Origin of the sequence: Collinsella aerofaciens, assembly GCF_040920445.1 — a bacterium.
In the GTDB taxonomy this organism is placed as follows: domain Bacteria; phylum Actinomycetota; class Coriobacteriia; order Coriobacteriales; family Coriobacteriaceae; genus Collinsella; species Collinsella aerofaciens_BH.
In genome coordinates, this window is sequence record NZ_JBCOTQ010000011.1 from 1 (window position 1) to 18,818 (window position 18,818).

Sequence of the window (18,818 nt, forward strand, 5' to 3'; positions counted from 1 at the left end):
TAAAGCCGTTTGTCTCCACCCGCGTAGCGGGTGGTTTAAAGCTGGCCGCTGCGCGGCCAGCAGACTAAAGTCTTGAACAAAAACCGGGGCCCGCATGATGCGGACCCCGGCTCAATACCGTGACGATATGTCAGTTACGCTCTACACGTAGAACAGGATGTCGTCGTAGGTCGGGACCGGCCAGTAGTCGGCGGCCACGATCTCCTCCATGGCATCCACGGCGGCGCGCAGCGTATCCATAGCGGGAACGACCTCGTGTGCGTACACATTGGCCTGCTCCTGACCATCGAGGGCCTCGGCCTTCTGATGCACGGCGTCGAGCGCCTTGATAGAGTCGTTGATGGCGGTGATGCCGTTGCAGAGCTTGTTGAGCGTGTTCTGCTCGCACTGCATGGCGGCCTCAGCACCGGCGGCACGAATAGTCTCAAGGCCCTTAGCGACCTTGGTGGCGTAGGCGGTAATGACCGGGCGATAGGTACGACGCGCCTCGCGAACCATCGTGGTAGCCTCGATGTTCATGAGCTTGTTGTACTTCTCGAGCTTGCAGTCGTAGCGGCACTGGGCCTCGGCCTTGGTCAGGACACCCGTCTCCTCAAAGAGCGCAATGGCCTTATCGGAAACAAAGGCGGGCAGGGCGTCGGCCGTGGTCTTGTTGTTGGCAAGGCCGCGCTTCTTGGCCTCGACGGGCCACTCATCGGAGTAGCCGTCGCCGGAGAACAGGATGCGCTGGTGATCGGTCAGCACCTTCTTGCAGTACTCGAGCGCGGCGTCCTGGAACTTATCCTCGGGCGTACCCTCGAGTGCGTCGGCGAAGGACTTGAGCGACTTGGCCACGGCGGCATCGAGCACCAGGTTGGAGTCGGAGACGTTCTGCTCGGAGCCGCAGGCACGGAACTCGAACTTGTTGCCGGTGAAGGCGAACGGGGAGGTGCGGTTGCGGTCGGTGTTGTCCTGCATCAACTTGGGCAGGGTATCGGCGCCCAGGTCGAGCACGCCGCGCGTGGCATGGACGGAAGCCTTGCCATCGATGATCTTCTCGACGACCTCGGTAAGCTGGTCGCCCAGGAAGATGGACATAATCGCCGGAGGAGCCTCGTTGGCGCCCAGACGATGGTCGTTGCCGGCCGAGGCAACGGAGGCACGCAGGAGCTCCTGATAGTTATCGACGGCCTCGATCACCGCGGTGAGGAAGACGATGAACTGCAGGTTGTCGAGCGGAGTGTCGCCCGGATCGAGCAGATTCTCGGACTCGGTGCCAAGCGACCAGTTGTTGTGCTTGCCCGAACCGTTGATGCCCTCGAAGGGCTTCTCGTGCAGCAGGCAGACCAAGTCGTGGCGGGAGGCGATGAGCTTCATCTTCTCCATCATGACCAGATTCTGGTCGATGGCCTCGTTGACCTCGCCATAGACAGGGGCGAGCTCATGCTGGCAAGGAGCGACCTCGTTGTGCTTGGTCTTGGCGGGAATACCAAGCGCCCACAGCTCATCGTCCAGGTCCTTCATATAGGCCGAGACGGTGGGGCGGATAGCGCCAAAGTAGTGCTCCTCGAGCTCCTGGCCCTTGCAGGGGGCAGCGCCAAAGAGGGTGCGGCCGGTGATGACCAGATCTCTGCGCTTGCGGTAGGCGTCCTTCTTGATCAGGAAGTACTCCTGCTCATCGCCCACGGAAGGAACGACCTTCTTGGGGGTCTTACCAAACAGCGCCAAAACGCGCTTGGACTCACGCGAGAGCGCGGTCATGGAGCGCAGCAGCGGGGTCTTCTTGTCCAGGGCCTCGCCCGTGTAGGAGCAGAAAGCCGTGGGGATGCACAGGACATCGTCCTTAATGAAGGCGGGGCTGGTGGGGTCCCAAGCGGTGTAGCCACGAGCCTCGAAGGTGGCACGCAGGCCGCCGTTGGGGAAGCTCGAGGCATCGGGCTCGCCCTGGATGAGGTTCTTGCCCGTAAACTTGGTAATGGCGGTGCCGTCGTGGTTGGGCTCCAGGAAGCTGTCGTGCTTCTCGGAAGTAATGCCCGAAAGAGGCTGGAACCAGTGCGCGTAGTGCGTCGCGCCCTTGGAGATGGCCCAGACCTTCATGGCATGGGCAACGGCGTTGGCCACATCCAGGTCGAGCGGCTCACCGCCCTCGAGGGTTGCAGCAAGGCGCTTCCAAATGTCCTTGGGGAGGTAGTCCTTCATGACTTCCTCAGAGAACACCATGGTCCCGAAGCGGTCAGTAAGTTCGGCCATACGGAACTCCCTTCGTATCGGCACCGCGTGAGAAGCGGTGTTGATTACTAACGAACGAGTCATAGCTTAGACTCGCCGTGTTTCCGCGACATTACCGTTATGTTGCTGTCGCGAAACCAATCAATGAGGTTACCCTATCGAGGCGGCGTTGCCACCCTCAACAGCCAATCAACTGCATAAATTGCAGACCTCTCCCCATGGTTTAAGAGTAGTCAATGGTAGGATGGGGCTCTATTAACTGGTATTTCGCATCAGATACCATTCAATATAGCCCCATCCTACATTGACTGCCCTGTTATAGGAAATGCCGATAGCGAAGCATTTTCGATTGGTATCCCCAAATAGCGAGTGAAACTCCACCGTGACACAGCGGTGCTGTAGAATCCTTAAAACACATCACACTATTACGTATCTAAAGGAGCACGATATGCGCGTCGACGAGGTTTTTAAGCAGGCAGCATCCCAGGGCACCGCACCCGTTTCGTTTGAGATGTTCCCGCCCAAGGGCGAGCTTACCCTCGACACGGCTCGCGAGGTGGCAGGCAATCTGTGCAAGCTTTCGCCGAGCTTTGTCTCGGTCACCTGCTCGGCCGGCGGCTCGGGCAACGGCGCCACCACCGCCCCCATCGCGCATATGATTACGAGCGAATTCGATACACCCTCGGTGGCACACCTTACCTGCGTGGGCCGCTCGCACGCCGATATCGCCGCCAAGATCGACGAGTATCGCACCGCCGGCGTTGAAAACATCCTGGCCCTGCGTGGTGATCTTCCCGCTGGCGCGACCGAGGACGACAAGCCCGCCTCCGACTACGCCTACGCCCGTGACCTCATCCCCGAGCTCGTCGACGCCGGCTTTTGCGTGGGCGCCGCAGCCTACCCCGAGGGCCACATTGCCTGCGAGGATCTCAACCTCTCGGTCGAGCACCTCAAACAAAAGCAAGACGCCGGCGCGAGCTTCTTTGTGACACAGCTCTTCTTTGATAACGAGTGCTTCTATCGCTTCCGCGAGCTTGCCGACAAGGCCGGCATCACCGTGCCCATTACCGCGGGCATCATGCCGTTTATGGGCAAGTCGCAGATTAGTCGCATGGTCTTTATGTGCGGCGCGTCGCTGCCCTCCCCCGTCATCAAGATCCTCGCCAAGTACGAGAACGACCCCGAGAGCCTGCAGGCAGCCGGTGTAGATTATGCTGCTCGTCAGCTTTGCGACCTTAAGGAGCACGGTGCCGACGGTCTGCACCTGTACACTATGAACCGTCCTGCAATCGCCGCGACCATTATGGAGCGCCTGGGGTAATGGAAAAACCGCACGTCGATACAACCGTTGTTGAAGTGCCGGCCGACCTTGCGTCGCCGGCGCTTTACCGTATCGATGCTGCCCACCACCCTCGTGTCGACCGTGCCGAGATGCTGCGATATCTGGGCTACGGCGGCCAGCAGATTGAGCCCGAGCTGTCACGACGAATTGAGCTTGTAGTCGAGCGCCTAGAGCTGGATATCGAACCCCGCGGCGTGCGCCGCGTGTTTGCCGTCGACGCCACGGGTGTGGACGAGCAGGGCAAGCCTTGCATCCGTCTGGTCGGCACCAACGTTGAGCTGCGCGGTCGCGATATCTATCGACATCTCAAAGACGCCCGCTTTGCCGCGCTCATGGCCTGCACCCTCGGGATGTCTGCCGAGCGTCGCCTGCGCACCACGGGAGCCCAGCAGCCCCTAGAGGGAGCCGTGCTCGATGCCGCGTGCTCCGCTTACGTGGAAGCCGCCGTTGAGCAAATGGACCAGCAGGTCAAGACGGACGCCGCCGTTCATGGGCTCGCCGGCAACTGGCGCTTTAGCCCCGGCTACGGCGACTGCCCGCTCTCGGCCCAGCGCTCGATCGTCAATGCGCTCAACGCCACGCGCCTCATTGGACTTACCGTCACCCCCACCAGCCTGCTCATGCCCACCAAGAGCGTGACCGCGGTGATTGGTCTGTTCGACGGCGAAGTCCACGACGCCCAGAGCCGCCCCACCTGCAATATCTGCCGTATGCGTGAGCACTGCCGCTTCCGCGCCGCCCACACTACCTGCTATTCCAGCCATTAGGAGCCATCGATGTTTACTCCGCTTATCACTCATGATCTGGACGGTGCCGCGCTGGCGGCACCTGTCAATGCTGCGCGCTGCAACGGCACTGCATACAAGACGCGCACGATCGACAACCTGCGCATTAAGGATGACCGCCTGCGTGCCGCCATCGAGGGCACGGGGCACCTGCTGTTTGACGGCGGCATGGGCACCATGCTGCAGGCGGCCGGCATGAAGGCCGGCGCCCTGCCCGAGCTGCTCAACTTTGAGGAGCCCCAGGTCATTACCGACATTCAGCGCCAATACGTCGAGGCCGGCTGCGACGTGATCACCTCCAACACCTTTGGCGCCAACGCCCACAAGCTCGACGGAGCCGCCACCGTGGCAGACGTCTTTGCCGCCGCTGTCGCCTGCGCCCGTGAGGCCGGCGCCCGCTACGTCGCCGGCGACATCGGCCCCATCGGCGCCCTGCTGCGTCCCCTGGGCACCCTCAGCTTTGACGAGGCCTACGACCTCTTTGCCGAGGAGGTGCGCGCCGGCGTCGCTGCGGGCGTCGACCTCTTTATTATCGAGACCATGACCGACCTGGCCGAGATCAAGGCGGCAGTCCTCGCCTGCCGCGAGAACTCCGACTTGCCCGTCTTTGCCACCATGACCTTTGAGGAAGACGGCCGCACCTTCTTGGGCACGAGCCCCGAGGTCGCCGCCATCACCCTCGACGCCATCGGTGCCGACGTCCTGGGCATCAACTGCAGCCAGGGCCCGGCCGAGCTCCGAGGGCTCGCTGCACGTATGCTCACCGTCACCGACAAACCCGTTATGGTGCAGGCCAATGCGGGACTGCCCCGCGTGGACGATGACGGCAATACCGTCTTTGATATCCAGGCACCCGAATACGCCGGGGCCGTCGCCGGCATGATTGAGGACGGCGTGAGCGTCGTGGGCGGCTGCTGCGGAACCACGCCGGCGCACATGGCCGCCCTGCGCACGCTTATCGACAACCACACGCCCAGCCCGCGTCACCGCAAGCCCAGCATGTCGGTCACGAGCGCCCAGACGGTCGTGGACCTCCCCTGCGACGGCCACAAGATCGCCGTCATCGGCGAGCGCATCAACCCCACCGGCAAAAAGCGCCTGCAGCAGGCCCTACGCGACGGTGACCTGGACTACGTCGTGAGCCAGGGCATCAGCCAGCAGGAGCAGGGCGCCGACATCCTGGACGTCAACGTGGGCCTGCCCGAGATCGACGAGGTCAAGGTCATCCAGCAAGCGACCGAGCAGCTCCAAGGCTCCACGCTGCTGCCGCTGCAGATCGACTCCACCGACCCCGCCGCCGTCGAGGCCGCTGTGCGCCGCTACGCCGGCAAGCCCATCATCAACTCGGTTAACGGAAAACAGCAGATCATGGATGAGATCTTTCCGCTGGTCGCCCACTACGGCACCAACGTCGTCGGCCTCACGCTCGACGAGGACGGCATCCCGGATACCGCCGAGGCACGCTATGCCATCGCCGAGCGTATTGTGGCCGAAGCCGCCCGTTACGGCATCGGCCCGGACCGCATCCTCATCGACTGCCTAGTCATGACCGCCTCGACCAACCAGTGCCAGGCTGAGCAGATCCTGCGCGCCATGTCTATGTGCAAGGAGCGCCTGGGCGTCAAGTGCGCACTCGGCGTGTCGAACATCAGCTTTGGTCTGCCCGCCCGCCCGCTGCTGGGCTCGGTCTTTTTGGCCGCCGCCTTTGGTGCAGGTCTGGACGCCCCCATCATGAACCCGGGTTCCAAGCGCTTTATGGACACCGTCTACAGCTATCGCGTCTTGAGCGTCGAGGACGAGGGCTCGACCGGATACATCGAGCGCTACGCCGGCTGGACCGACCCGTATAAGATCGCCGCGAACCCGGCGGCCGCTCAGTCTGCATCGAGCGATGCCGCGCCTGCCGCAAGCACCACTGCAAGCGCCGAGGACGACCCCATCCGCCACATGGTCGTCTCGGGCCGCAAGGGCGAAATCGCGGCCGAGACCGAGCGCCTGCTGGCCGACCACGACGCTATGGACCTCATCAACAACCACTTTATCCCCGCCCTCGACGAGGTTGGCGTCCTCTTTGACCAGGGCAAGTTCTTCTTGCCGCAGCTCATGGCCTCGGCCGAGGCCGCGCGTGTGGGCTTCGACACCATCAAGCGCCTGATGCCCGCCGGCGAGATTGCCGACAAGGGCAAGATCTGCGTGGCCACCGTCAAGGGCGACATCCACGACATCGGCAAGAACATCGTCAAAATGCTGCTCGACAACTACGGCTATACCGTCTTTGACCTAGGCCGTGACGTCGACCCGCAGGAGGTGCTCAGGACCGTCAAGGAGCGCGACATCAAACTCGTCGGCCTCTCGGCGCTTATGACTACCACAGTCGTCGCCATGGAGGAGACCATCAAGCTGCTTCATACTGAGGTGCCGGGCGTCAAGATCATCGTGGGCGGCGCCGTACTCACCCCCGAATACGCCAAGCAGATCGGCGCGGACTACTACGCCAAGGACGCCGCCGAAAGCGCTCGCATCGCCGAAGAGGTCTTTGGGCAGTAACACAACGGAAACAACCGAGCACCAAAACGTGACGCACGCGCCACTTGGCACGTGCGGCACGTTAGAATAGATAAGACTATGCTCGTTTTGGCAGATAGGAGCGCAAGGATGGCGATCACGCCCGCAGAAATCGCGGAAACCCGCGGCATGGTTGAGGAACAGAACCTCGACATCAGGACCATCACCATGGGTGTTTCGCTCATGGGTTGCGGCGACGAGAACCTCGACCGCATGTGCACGAAAATCTACGACCACGTGACGCACACGGCTGAGCATCTGGTCGAGACCGCCGAGAACCTCGAGCGCGAGTACGGTATCCCCATCGTCAACAAGCGCGTTTCCGTCACCCCGGTGGCGCAGATCGCCGCGTGCTGCAAGGATGAGGACCTCACCCCCATCGCGCACGCCCTCGACCGCGCGGCAGAGACGCTCGGCATCGATTACCTGGGCGGCTTCTCCGCACTCGTCCAGAAGGGCATCGGCGACGCCGACCGCCGCGTCATCCAGTCCATCCCCCAGGCGCTCGCCACCACGAGCCGTGTCTGCTCCAGCGTCAACGTCGCCAGCCTGCGCGCCGGTATCAACATGGACGCCGTGCTCATGGCCGCCCAGACCATCATCGATGCCGCCAAGCTCACGGCCGACCAGGACTCCGTCGGCGCTTCCAAATTTGTCTGCTTTGCCAACATGGTCGAGGACTCCCCGTTTATGGCGGGCGCCGTCCACGGCGGTGGCGAGGCCGACGCCGTCATCAACGTAGGCGTTTCGGGCCCCGGCGTTATGGCCGCAGCCCTGGAGACGCTGCCCGATTCCGCATCGATGATGGAGGTCGCCGAAAAGATTAAGCAGACCGCCTTTAAGATCACCCGTGCCGGCGAGCTCATGAGCCGCGAGGCCGCCCGCCGTCTGGGTGTCGAGAAAGGCATTGTCGACCTGTCACTGGCTCCCACGCCTGCCATCGGCGACTCCGTTGCCCGTATCCTCGAGATCATCGGCGTGGGCACCTGCGGTGGCCCCGGCACGACCTGCGCGCTCGCCATGCTCAACGATGCCGTCAAGAAGGGCGGCGTCATGGCCAGCTCCAGCGTGGGCGGTCTCTCCGGCGCCTTTATCCCCGTGTCCGAGGACGCCGGCATGATCGCCGCCGTCGAGGCCGGTGCGCTTTCGCTCGAGAAGCTCGAGGCCATGACCTGCGTGTGCTCCGTTGGCCTGGACATGATCGCCATCCCCGGCGACACCCCGGTCGAGACCATCGCCGGCATCATCGCCGACGAGATGGCCATCGGCGTCATCAACAACAAGACCACGGCCGTCCGCGTGATCCCCGCCATCGGCAAGGGCGTGGGCGACTGCGTCGAGTACGGCGGCCTGTTCGGCCGTGCGCCCATCATGCCGGTGAACCCCAACGCCGGCACCGTGCTTGCCCACCGTGGTGGTCGATTCCCGGCACCGCTGAACTCGCTCAAGAACTAGCTGAGGGGACTGGCGAGGAGCCCCGGGGAGGGCAAATATATAAGGTCGCCTGCTCGGACAGTCCTGACTCGCACGGAGAGCACATTAAGTGCTCTCCGGCTCGTGCGGAACTCGCGATCGACCTTATATATTTGCCCTCCCCGGGGCTCCCGCACAACGGGACCTCAGTTGGGTTCTATCCCGTATGGCAGTCGCTTCGCTCCTGCCCGCCTTGGTTGTGAGGGCGGTTTGGCGTTGGAACGGTTCTTTCTGATATATGCTGGTTGCGGCTCTTCTTTTGGGAGGAGTCGCTTTTTTGTTGCTAGGAGGTTGGCCCGTGGTTGATGGGGAGAATCGTTCTGAGCTGCTTTCCACAGATTGGAACCAGGAGTGGATGCGTCTGCAAGCTGATCGGCGGCGGGCTGATGATTCTTTTGAGTGGGATAAAAGGGCTCGGCATTTTCGGCCGTTGGAGACTGCCCCTTATGCTCGGGATTTTATAAAGCTGTTGGCGTTAAAGCCTGGTGAATCCGTGCTGGATATGGGGTGTGGGGCTGGGTCGATTGCTATTCCGCTTGCTCAGGCTGGGCATCCTGTGATTGCGGCTGACTTCTCCCCCGCTATGCTGGGCACGCTTGATGCTGGTATTGAGTACTACGAGCTCGAGGGGCGCATAACGCCGCTTGAGCTTGCTTGGGATGATGATTGGGATTTGGTTGGACCGGTCGCGAAAGCGGTGGATGTTGCCTTTGCTAGTCGGTCGGTTACGACGACCAATCTAAAAGGTGCACTTGCCAAGCTTGATCGTACGGCTCGTCGGCGTTGTGCTGTCACGATGGTCGCCAACTCCAGCCCGCGCTATGACCTGCACCTGATGAACGCCATCGGTGCCTCGGTTACCTGCAGTAATGGCTTTGTGTATGCTTTTAATATCCTCATTCAGATGGGTGCCCTGCCGCAGGTTACGTACTTTGAATCGCCTCGTCGCGATACCTTCGATAACCTTGAAGCGGGCGTAGCAGATTTTTCCCGTATGCTCGAGCATGGCAACGAGGATAAGGTTGACCGCCTGCGCGACTACATCGCTCAACACATGATTGAGAACCCCCATGCCGGTGAGCCGGGCTCCAAGGGCGTGCCGCAGGGGCGCTATATGCTCGATCATGTCCGCAAGGTTCGTTGGGCGTTTATTGCATGGGAGCCGGTCTCTGCGCCCAGCTCATAGCCCGTTCGCAGCCCGCACCGCCCACCCGCTCGGCATCCGCATTCTTTTTGAACTGGGCGAACGCGCTCCACACACCGCCGTTCCTGCGCTATCGTGGGACAGCTCACGTAGATTAAGGCCCCGTCGCGGGGCGCCCCATACATAGAAAGCGAGAACCCATGGCACTGACAGGAGCACAGGTCAAGCAGCTTCGCAGCATGGCCCATCACCTCAACCCCGCCATCATCATCGGCAAGTCCGACGTCAACGAGGGCACCGTCGAGCAGACGGTCGCCTACCTGGAGAAGCACGAGCTCGTTAAGTGCTCCGTGCTCGATGGCTCCAGCCTTTCCGCCCGCGAGGCCGCCGAAGAGCTCGCTGAGCGCTGCCACGCCGAGGTCGTCCAGGTCATCGGCCGCAAGTTCTCGCTGTATCGCGAGTCCTCGCGCAAGGACATCGAGAAGATCAAGCTCGTCTAAGAGCCAATGATCCGGCGAGCCAACACATAGCAAGCTTACGGGTGCCCAAGTACTTTGGGCGCCCGTTTTTTATCGCTCGACCAGCACGCGATTGAGCCGCCCCTCCACCAAGCGCTCGTATAGACGCCGCGTCTCGGGCTCGGGCACGCCATTGACCTGCTCCCTCAGATGGTGCATATGCCCGCTGTATAGCTCGACGATATCGCGCCGCCGCCCCGCCGCACTGTAGACGCGCATGGCGCAGCGCACCATATCCTCGCGCGCCGTTTCCTGCCGAAGCCCCGACTCCGCCAGCCAAATCGCCGACTGCAGATCGTTTTCTTCTAGAGCGGCATTGGCCCCCTTAATCATGCAATCGATGTACTTTGACTGCATAATGCGTCGCATACGCAAAAAGTAGGTGGGATTACAGCCATTGGGAACATACAGCGGTCCGGCATAAAGCTGCTCAATCTTAAGGCACAGTTCAACTAAATGGGGCCCGCGCGCACCCGTGCGATTTCCCAAAACCTCGCGGCTTATCTGGTCAAACAGCCGTACATCGGTCTTGACGTAGTCGCCGTTGAGTCCGATGCATTCATTTTGGATGAGCACGCACGACTTGCCGTCTGGCGTCGGCCCCAAGGCCGACCGCAAGCGCGATATCGTCGAGTACAGGTTGTTGCGGGCGCTATTGAACTCGGCATGGGGCCACAGCTCCATGGCCAGCGTCTCACGATCGACGAGCGCATCCATGCCCAGCGCAAGCCGCTCGGCAAGTGTCGCCGCCTTCTTGCGGCGCCACATTTTGTCCGTGATGGGAAACCCGTCGCGCTCGGCGCGAAACGCACCAAACATGCGAATCTCGATATGGTCGATGGTATCAACGGCTTCAACCTCGCCAGCCTGGAACAGACGCTCGCCCTCCCCTTCCAAATCGTCGCGCAGCGAGTACCGCGACAGCTCGCGCACGGGAAGCTTCTTGCGTATCCTGCCCGCCGGCTCGCCCAGACAATGCATGGCAAGGCGCGCAAAGAGCCGATACGATGGCTCTAGAATCCCCGCACGATTCATGGACATCCAGGCCGCAAGGTCGCTGTCTCGGCCCGCACAGGCCAAATGCAGCGCCACCATCCAGGCTTCTGCGCCACCAACCTGCGTCTGGCTTATATCGAGTAGCTCCGCTTCCTCGCGAACCGAAACCATCGAGGTGTTACGCAGATATGCCGCACGCTCCAGCAGCAATGCGTTATCGCGCATGTACGCAATCGACTCCTCGGCAAGTTTGAGCACTTGGACCGCACGGAACTTTGCATTAACCGGCCGTCCCTCTGCCAGCGACTGCCAGCCTTCTAGCAACAGGCCAAACAGCTGAATCTGGTTGTCGCGCATGCGCACGGCAAAACGATCGAGCTCGTTGAACGCCGCATCGTCGGTTACCGGCAAGCCGGAAAGGAGCCGCCGTGCCGCCAACACCATGCGCACCCAGATAGCCATCGCCTTAAGCCCACGTACGTCGAGCGCCTCCCGCACCACCGTCATCTCGTCGTCGCGCTCGTCGGTTCCCGCAAACGACCCGTCAAAGAGCTCCACCAGCATGCTATCGGCCCGTATAACAATCCCCACGATGTCGAGCTCGCAATCGTAGGCCCTGCTCGTTTTGAGCTGCTGTAGAACGCCGCCGTCATCTCCCCGTTCGGTCAGGCATCGCTTGATCTCGATATGCGCAGACAACATATCGAGTGCGGTATGGGATGTCTCGATTTCTGGCACGGCCAGGTTCGTAGGGAGCCCAAGCCCGTTGTCCCCATAGCAAACAGCTGTCAGTGTCTGGGCCACCCTCCATGAGACAGGGTCTATTTCGCAGGCCGCCCGTTCGCCCCCGCGCTCGATAACCGATGCCATATAGCGAGCGAGCTTTGTATTGGACACGCTGACCGCTGCCAGATATACGGCGAGCGCCTCGGCGGGCGTTGGCTCTGGAGCCGGATCGTCGGCATCGATCGTGCCCAGCGCCGCTCGGCAGATATCGGCCCCGTGCCCCGTCAGAGCCAGATCGACCCCATACTGCCCAGCAAGTTCAAGGACCGCTTCACGGTCCAAAAAGGCGTCCGCCAGGCCCATCGCCGCATCGCATCGGCCCGCCTTAAGCAAAATCCGGGCCGCCCTCGGAACAAGTTCGGGGCGGACCTCGGCCACCAACTTACGCAAGCGCAAGCGTCCGTTATCCTCCGTGCCCAGACACGTAAAACTCCGCTCGGCGGGATCCAAGCCAAAGATCGGGTAGTCGCGCACAAAATAGGACTGGTCGACCATCGACAGCCTCACCCCACAGGCCTCGAGTTCTGCGATATTGCCCTCGCCCATCAAAACCATGAGACATGCCACGCAAAACAGCGCATTATTGTCGAGCGAAGCCAGATCGGCAAGTGCCGCGCCATATACGTTGACAATCTCGTTTTCGAGCAGACCGGCTACGTCACCTTGGCCATACAGACCCGTCTGCAATGCCGAAACGAGCTCGGGCACGCCCTGCGTGAGCTGATAAAAGTCAAGCGATGTGCTGATCGAAAACGCCGATGCCCACGCCGAATACTCATAGGCATGCACCTTAAGCATCTGCGCATTGATCTTAACCGAATCGCCCAGCCCATGAATCAGCTGACGATTTGAAGGACGACAGGAGATAAAGACCCCTACCCCCATAGCGCGCAGGCCGCGAATCCTGTCGATGAGGTCTTCGGTATCGTGCTGATCGAGGTTTGGCACATTATCAATCGCGATAAGGGAGTGCGGTTTGTCTTTGAGTTCTTCGGTAACCACCTCGAGCTGCATAAACACCTCGCGCCCAATGGCGCGATCGGCCTCGATAATCCGCACGGGGCCTCGCGTCGGGTCGCATTTAACCTCATGGGTGTACTGCAGCAGCACCGAGGTCTTCCCAAACCCGTCGGGCGCATAAAGAACCACAATGCCGGCCTTTCGGCCCTTGGCGATAAGCTCATTCATCAAGCGTTCGCGTCGCACCATATAGCCTCCGCCCAGCGGCATCAGCTCGAGGTCGTCCATACTGCTCAAATCGTTTACCATGCCCGCTCCTCAACTCGACCGTATGGACACTGTAGCCGCAAGACCATACAAGCCGCGCTATGAATAGAGCGACCTTGTGTTTTAGGTTGTCTTTTGGTACGCAAGCGGCAAGTTTTTGTACAGCGAGGGCCGATTGTTATTAATCCCCCGACTAATCGGTCTTTAAGCAGGTAAATGAGCTTGTCAGCTTGTCCCATCTAAGCGGCAGTGTAACGCAGATGAACAAGGTTCAGCCATGTCATTCAACTCGCCTAGCACCCGCTACCGTCTACGACCTTCTAGTGGCATTTTTGCATAGAATCTGGTATAGAATGAATCAAGCTGTTGGACATCCGGCATTCGTCAAGCTTGCGGCAAGATTTTGGTCAAGTGGGCGGAAAAGGATAGCAAAAAGGCCCCCGCAAAGCGGAGGCCTTAGGCAAGGCTATGTCGAGCTGCAGGATTCGCGCTACTCGCAGAGCGAAAGGGCGGCCTCGTCGGCAACGACAACGCAGTTGGTGTGCAGCTGCAGAATCGAAGCCGGGCACTCGGGCGTAACCGGACCATAGCACATGTCATGCACGGCCTGAGCCTTGGCCTCGCCATTGGCGACGACCAGGATCATGCGGGCATACATGATGGTCTGGGTACCCATGGTGTAGGCCTGACGGGGAACATCGTCGATGCTGTCGAACAGGCGGCTGTTGGCCTGAATGGTGCTCTCGGTGAGGTCGACGCAGTGCGTACCCTTGGAGAAGTGGTCATCGGGCTCGTTGAAGCCGATGTGGCCGTTGTTGCCAATACCGAGCAGCTGCAGATCCGGGTAACCGGCGGCGGCGACGATCTTGTCGTACTCAGAGCAGGCAGCGGCGGCATCGGGGTTGGAACCGTCGGGCACATGCGTGTTGTTCAGGTCAATGTTGATGTGATCGAAGAAGTTCTCACGCATGAAGTAGTGATAGCTCTGGGGATCGTCATGCGAAAGGCCGCGATACTCATCCAGGTTGTAGGTGCTGACCTCGGCAAAGTCGACGTCGCCCTTCTTGTACCAAGCAGCGAGCTGCTTGTAGGCACCGATCGGGGTGGAGCCGGTGGCAAGGCCCAGCACGCAGTCGGGCTTGAGGATAACCTGCGCCGAGATAATATTGGCGGCCTTGCGGCTCATATCCTCGTAGTCTTTAGCTTTAATGATCTTCATTACGCGTCCTTTCTCGTACAAGAGAGGCAAGGCTCCCTTACAAGCACTTGCCCGCGGCCCGCGTCGGCCGCAACCAACGTGTGCGGCCACCAGGGCGAGGTCGCGTAATGTATGTGTCTCGTGTCTAGCCGCGTCGAGGCCCCTGCCCGTCCACGGTGACCCGAAGCTGTTTAGCCTCGGACGTTTCCCATCTTGCCACGGAGGGCGTCCTCTTTCAAGGGCGCCCTCCGTAAACGTGTTTGAATTGTAGGCTAATGGCCACGTGCACTTGCTAGCGCTCGCGAGCAACGATGAGCTGGTCCATCTCTTCGACATGCACACCAACGGAGCCTTTGATGCTCGAGAACTCAACGGAGTTGCACACCAAGATGGGAACCGTCACATCGTAGCCCTCGGCAGCAATTGCCTCGCGATCGAACTCAATGAGTACATCGCCCTTATGGACGATGTCACCCACTTGCGCATGTACGGTAAAGTGCTTGCCCTCGAGCTGAACAGTGTCCAAACCAACGTGGATGAGCACGTCCAGACCATCGGCCGTGTTAAGCGCAACAGCGTGTCCCGTGGGAAAAATGGCCTCGACCTTGGCGTCAGCCGGTGCAATCACACGCGTTCCGGTGGGCCGGATCGCCACGCCCTGGCCCAAAAGGCCGGTGGCAAACGTCTGGTCGTTTACCTCGGAAAGCGGAATGACGTCGCCCGAGATGGGAGCATCCAGCGTAAGGACTCGACCACGCATACCAAAAGACCTTAGGACTTTAGTGAACATGCTCCCCCTCGGACATACCAATCAATCAAAATAACCTTAACAGTTTACCACTTGGCACCGGTTTTTGACCATTAGGGAAGTTCGCGCTTGACAACCTCGACGATGTCGTCGACAACGCGCTGGGTCAGCTCGTGCGTCTCGGCCTCGGCCATCACGCGGACCAGCGGCTCGGTACCGCTCGGGCGCACCAGAATGCGGCCGCGACCGTCAAGCTCCTTCTCGGCAGCAGCGACGGCATCCCAGATAGGCTGGCAATTGTCCAGACCAGCCTTGTTGTCGGAATGCACGTTGACGAGTACCTGCGGGTACTTCTTCATGATGCCGGCAAGGTCGGTGAGGGTACGACCGGTGCGCTTGAGCACGGCCAGCAGCTGCAGAGCCGTCACCAGGCCGTCACCGGTGGTGTTGTGCTCCAGGAAGATGATGTGGCCGGACTGTTCACCGCCGATGACGGCGCCATCCGCGAGCATGCGCTCCAGAACGTAGCGGTCGCCCACGGCGGTCTGAACCATCTCGAAGCCCTGTTCCTTCATAGCGATGGAGAAGCCCAGGTTGCACATGACGGTCGAGACGATCTCGGAGTTGGCGAGCTTGCCGCGAGCGGCAAGGTCAGAACCGCAGATAGCCAGGATGTAGTCACCGTCGATCTCATTGCCCTCGCTGTCCACGAACAGTACGCGGTCGGCGTCGCCGTCGTGGGCCAGACCGATATCAGCATGGGTGCGCAGCACGAGCTCGCGCAGGGGCTCGAGGTGCGTAGAGCCGCACTCGACATTGATGTCGGTGCCGCAGTAATCGGTGTTGATGGCATGGACCGTGGCACCCAGGCGCTGCAGCGCGGCGGGCGTGGTCTGGCAGGAAGCACCGTGACCGCAGTCGACGGCAACGACCAGGCCATCGAGCCTCAGGCCATCAAGCGTATCGATGGCGTGGTCGACGTATGCCTTGCGGGCGTCCTTCATCTTGATGATGTGGCCCACGCCGGCACCGGTCGGCAGCGTATCGGCAGCCATGGCTTCCTCGGACATGACCCAGGCGCTGATCTCTTCCTCGACAGCATCGGGAAGCTTCATGCCCTTGCGGCTAAAGAACTTGATACCGTTGAACTCCGGCGGATTGTGCGAAGCGGAGATGACGATGCCGCCATCGAGCTCGTTTTGAACAGTGAGCAGCGCCACGGCAGGCGTGGGGATGACGCCGCAGCAGTGCGGACGGCCGCCCTCGGCCATAATGCCGGCGGTCAGAGCGCTCTCGAGCATGGTGCCCGAAAGACGCGTGTCGCGGCCGATGCAGATATCCGGACCAAGGAACTTGGTCGCCGCGCGGCCCAGACGAAACGCGAGGTCGCACGAAAGATCGGCGTTGGCGACGCCACGGACGCCGTCGGTACCGAAGATGTTCTGGGGCATAGGATTGCTCCTTCCCTAGCAGGCGATATGCAACCGCCCACCCTAGTCGAAAAAGAAAAGCGGGACCCGCCGAGGAATCGGCAGGCCCCGCTTGTACATTGTATCTCGAAAGGAGATAAAACCTTAGCGCTTGGAGAACTGGGGAGCGCGGCGGGCCTTCTTGAGGCCGTACTTCTTGCGCTCGACCACGCGAGCATCGCGCGTAAGGAAACCGGCCTTCTTGAGGTCAGCACGGTAGTCGCCAGCGTTCAGAAGAGCGCGAGCGATGCCCAGGCGCAGAGCGCCGGACTGGCCGGAGATGCCGCCGCCATCGCACAGAGCGATAACGTCGAACTGACCGGCGGTGTCGGTCACCTTGAAGGGAGCAAGGGCGTTCTCAACGAGCTGATGACGGCCGAAATACTGCTCGGCGTCACGCTTGTTGATGGTCACCTTGCCGGTGCCGGGGACGAGACGGACGCGGGCGACGGCGTTCTTACGACGGCCGGTACCCTGGTAGACAACGGTGTTCTCAGCCATCTTTAAGCCTCCAGCTCAATCTTCGTGGGGTTCTGGGCAGCATGCGGATGCTCGGCACCAGCGTAGACCTTAAGCTTGGTCATCTGGGCACGGCCGAGGGTGGTCTTGGGCAGCATACCGCGAACGGCGCGCTCGATGACCTTCTCCGGGTGCTTCTCCATAGCCTGGCGGAAGCTCTCAGCCTTGAGGCCGCCGTTGTAGCCGCTGTGGCGATAATAGGTCTTCGTGTCGGCCTTGTTACCGGTAAGCTGGACCTTATCGGCGTTGATGACGACAACGAAGTCGCCGCAGTCGCTGTTGGGCGTGAACTGGGGCTTGTTCTTACCGCGCAGGATCATTGCGATCTGGGTGGCAAGACGGCCCAGGACAGCACCATCGGCGTCGACGAGAACCCAGTTGCGCTGGACCTCGCCCTGCTTGGCGTAGTGAGTCGATTTCGAAATCACTTAGACTCCTCCATGTACAGTACGTGTTGTTACAGAGATTCACGGGGCTCTGCAAGTAACCCGTCCATATTACCCCGCTCGCCGTACGAGTCAACAGGTATTTTGGCTCCGACCAGAGTTTCTGCACATGTCATCCACGAGCCGTGATTTTCCAGCTCTTTAGCTGTTGCCATTTTTTGAGGGTTCGCCGTCGTTAGCGCTCAACGAACTCTTGTATTTCCGCGAGCAGGCGCTTTGCCTCCTGACGGCCCTGGATATACAGGTCGAGGAGCTTTGCCGAATCGTGCTCGACATGGCCGACCTCGACCGGCTTTTGCGGAGCGACGACCAACGCGCGGCCCTCGCGCTCATACTTCCACAGGTGCATGCGCTGGATGTTGTAACGGTCGTGGCGCGTCTCGATAGCCTCGAGCAGATAGGGGTAGTCAGCATAGCGGGCGCGTGCGGCGGGCATAAACTCGTAGGGCTTTTTCTCGTATGAACGGTCCTGCGTGACAATGACAACCGCACGGTCGAAGCCCGCCTCCTCGAGCACATGCTCGATGGGGACCGAATCGGCCACGCCGCCGTCGACGTATTTGTGCCCGTCTATCTCGACCGGCGGTGTCACCAGCGGCAACGAGGTCGATGCGCGCACAGCGTCGAGGTCAAGTACGGCGCTTTTGACCGGCAGGTAGGCAGCGGTTCCAAAGAGCATGTCCGTCGCGACGGCGTACATCTCGATGGGGCTGGCGTCGAACGTCTCGTTGTCAAAGGGATCCAGGCGGTCCTGGACATCGTTGAAGATAAAGTCGTAGCCGACGATAGAGCCCGTAGCCGCAAACGACGCGGCGCCCATGAAGCGGTTGTCGTTGCAGAAAGCCAGGTTGATGCGGTTGGCACGGCCGATCTGGTGCGACTTGTAGTTCACGCCGTTGAGGGCGCCGGCCGATACGCCATATACCGCCGGAATCTCGACGCCGGCCTCCATGAGAACGTCGAGCACGCCCGCGGTAAACTGCCCGCGAAAACTGCCACCCTCCAAGACGAGCGCGACCTTGCCGGCGTTCTTTGCCTTATCTTCTGCAGTCATATTGACCTCCTGCGATTGCGTTTTGGCTTTCTTCTACTCAGTTTTGAGATGGCGAGCGCGCAGGTTTTTTGAGGCGGCAGGTGAAGCGGAAAGTGTGTCCCAGTTTGAGGCGGGATTCCGGGATGCGCTTTCCGCTTGGACCGCCATTGGGAAAGCGCGTCCCATTCTCAGAGCAAATTCCGGGTCGCATTTTCCGCTGAGCCCGTCATCAGGAAAATGAATCCCATTTCGAGCTTAGATTCCGGGATGCGGTTTCCGCTTGAGGCATCATCCGGAAACTACGTCCCAGTCTGAGCGCGGATTCCGGGACGCGCTTTCCGCCTGGGCTGCCATTGGGAAA

Annotated in this window: 14 protein-coding genes; 6 read left to right on the top strand and 8 right to left on the bottom strand. The window is 60.8% G+C overall.

The features are described from left to right. Window positions 1-141: 141 nt before the first annotated feature. A complete protein-coding gene (locus tag AB5405_RS02940) occupies window positions 142-2,229 on the bottom strand; it encodes a glutamine synthetase III family protein (RefSeq protein ID WP_368137545.1) in 2,088 nt (695 codons plus the stop codon). Between the two features lie 427 nt (window positions 2,230-2,656). On the opposite strand from AB5405_RS02940, the gene AB5405_RS02945 reads away from it, so the two are divergent. From AB5405_RS02945 to AB5405_RS02970, 6 genes are all read left to right on the top strand, one after another. Beyond that, window positions 2,657-3,529 (top strand): methylenetetrahydrofolate reductase, encoded by an 873-nt coding sequence (locus AB5405_RS02945; RefSeq protein WP_138339668.1) that lies wholly within the window; start codon window positions 2,657-2,659, stop codon window positions 3,527-3,529. Beyond that, window positions 3,529-4,317, top strand: coding sequence for a hypothetical protein (locus tag AB5405_RS02950; RefSeq protein WP_368137546.1), 789 nt, complete (start codon window positions 3,529-3,531; stop codon window positions 4,315-4,317). Before AB5405_RS02945 ends, AB5405_RS02950 begins: the two co-directional genes overlap by 1 nt. A gap of 9 nt (window positions 4,318-4,326) precedes the next feature. Continuing rightward, window positions 4,327-6,882, top strand: a complete 2,556-nt coding sequence (locus AB5405_RS02955) for a homocysteine S-methyltransferase family protein (RefSeq protein WP_368137547.1) — start codon at window positions 4,327-4,329, stop codon at window positions 6,880-6,882. Window positions 6,883-6,990: 108 nt separating this feature from the next. Further along, a complete protein-coding gene (locus AB5405_RS02960) occupies window positions 6,991-8,355 on the top strand; it encodes a PFL family protein (RefSeq protein WP_117843357.1) in 1,365 nt (454 codons plus the stop codon). Between the two features lie 373 nt (window positions 8,356-8,728). Beyond that, entirely contained in the window at window positions 8,729-9,559 is an 831-nt protein-coding gene (locus AB5405_RS02965; RefSeq protein WP_368137568.1) for a methyltransferase domain-containing protein, read from the top strand. Between the two features lie 158 nt (window positions 9,560-9,717). Further along, window positions 9,718-10,017, top strand: coding sequence for a YhbY family RNA-binding protein (locus tag AB5405_RS02970; RefSeq protein ID WP_006234690.1), 300 nt, complete (start codon window positions 9,718-9,720; stop codon window positions 10,015-10,017). Between the two features lie 69 nt (window positions 10,018-10,086). On the opposite strand, the gene AB5405_RS02975 is transcribed toward AB5405_RS02970, so the two are convergent. From AB5405_RS02975 to AB5405_RS03005, 7 genes are all read right to left on the bottom strand, one after another. Beyond that, window positions 10,087-13,086 carry an AfsR/SARP family transcriptional regulator gene (locus tag AB5405_RS02975; RefSeq protein WP_368137548.1) on the bottom strand — a complete coding sequence of 1,000 codons (3,000 nt, stop codon included), beginning with the start codon at window positions 13,084-13,086 and terminating at the stop codon, window positions 10,087-10,089. A 448-nt stretch (window positions 13,087-13,534) separates the two neighbouring features. Continuing rightward, a complete protein-coding gene (gene nagB, locus AB5405_RS02980) occupies window positions 13,535-14,263 on the bottom strand; it encodes a glucosamine-6-phosphate deaminase (RefSeq protein WP_195233705.1) in 729 nt (242 codons plus the stop codon). 271 nt (window positions 14,264-14,534) lie between these two features. Continuing rightward, on the bottom strand, window positions 14,535-15,002 hold the full coding sequence (locus AB5405_RS02985) for a PTS sugar transporter subunit IIA (protein ID WP_346982314.1): 468 nt from the start codon (window positions 15,000-15,002) through the stop codon (window positions 14,535-14,537). A 101-nt stretch (window positions 15,003-15,103) separates the two neighbouring features. Next, window positions 15,104-16,441, bottom strand: a complete 1,338-nt coding sequence (gene glmM / locus AB5405_RS02990) for a phosphoglucosamine mutase (protein ID WP_368137549.1) — start codon at window positions 16,439-16,441, stop codon at window positions 15,104-15,106. A 123-nt stretch (window positions 16,442-16,564) separates the two neighbouring features. Continuing rightward, window positions 16,565-16,960 (bottom strand): 30S ribosomal protein S9, encoded by a 396-nt coding sequence (gene rpsI / locus AB5405_RS02995; protein ID WP_022094634.1) that lies wholly within the window; start codon window positions 16,958-16,960, stop codon window positions 16,565-16,567. Window positions 16,961-16,962: 2 nt separating this feature from the next. Continuing rightward, window positions 16,963-17,406, bottom strand: coding sequence for a 50S ribosomal protein L13 (gene rplM / locus AB5405_RS03000; RefSeq protein WP_022094635.1), 444 nt, complete (start codon window positions 17,404-17,406; stop codon window positions 16,963-16,965). A gap of 193 nt (window positions 17,407-17,599) precedes the next feature. Continuing rightward, window positions 17,600-18,478 (bottom strand): patatin-like phospholipase family protein, encoded by an 879-nt coding sequence (locus AB5405_RS03005; RefSeq protein WP_271738508.1) that lies wholly within the window; start codon window positions 18,476-18,478, stop codon window positions 17,600-17,602. Window positions 18,479-18,818: the final 340 nt, after the last annotated feature.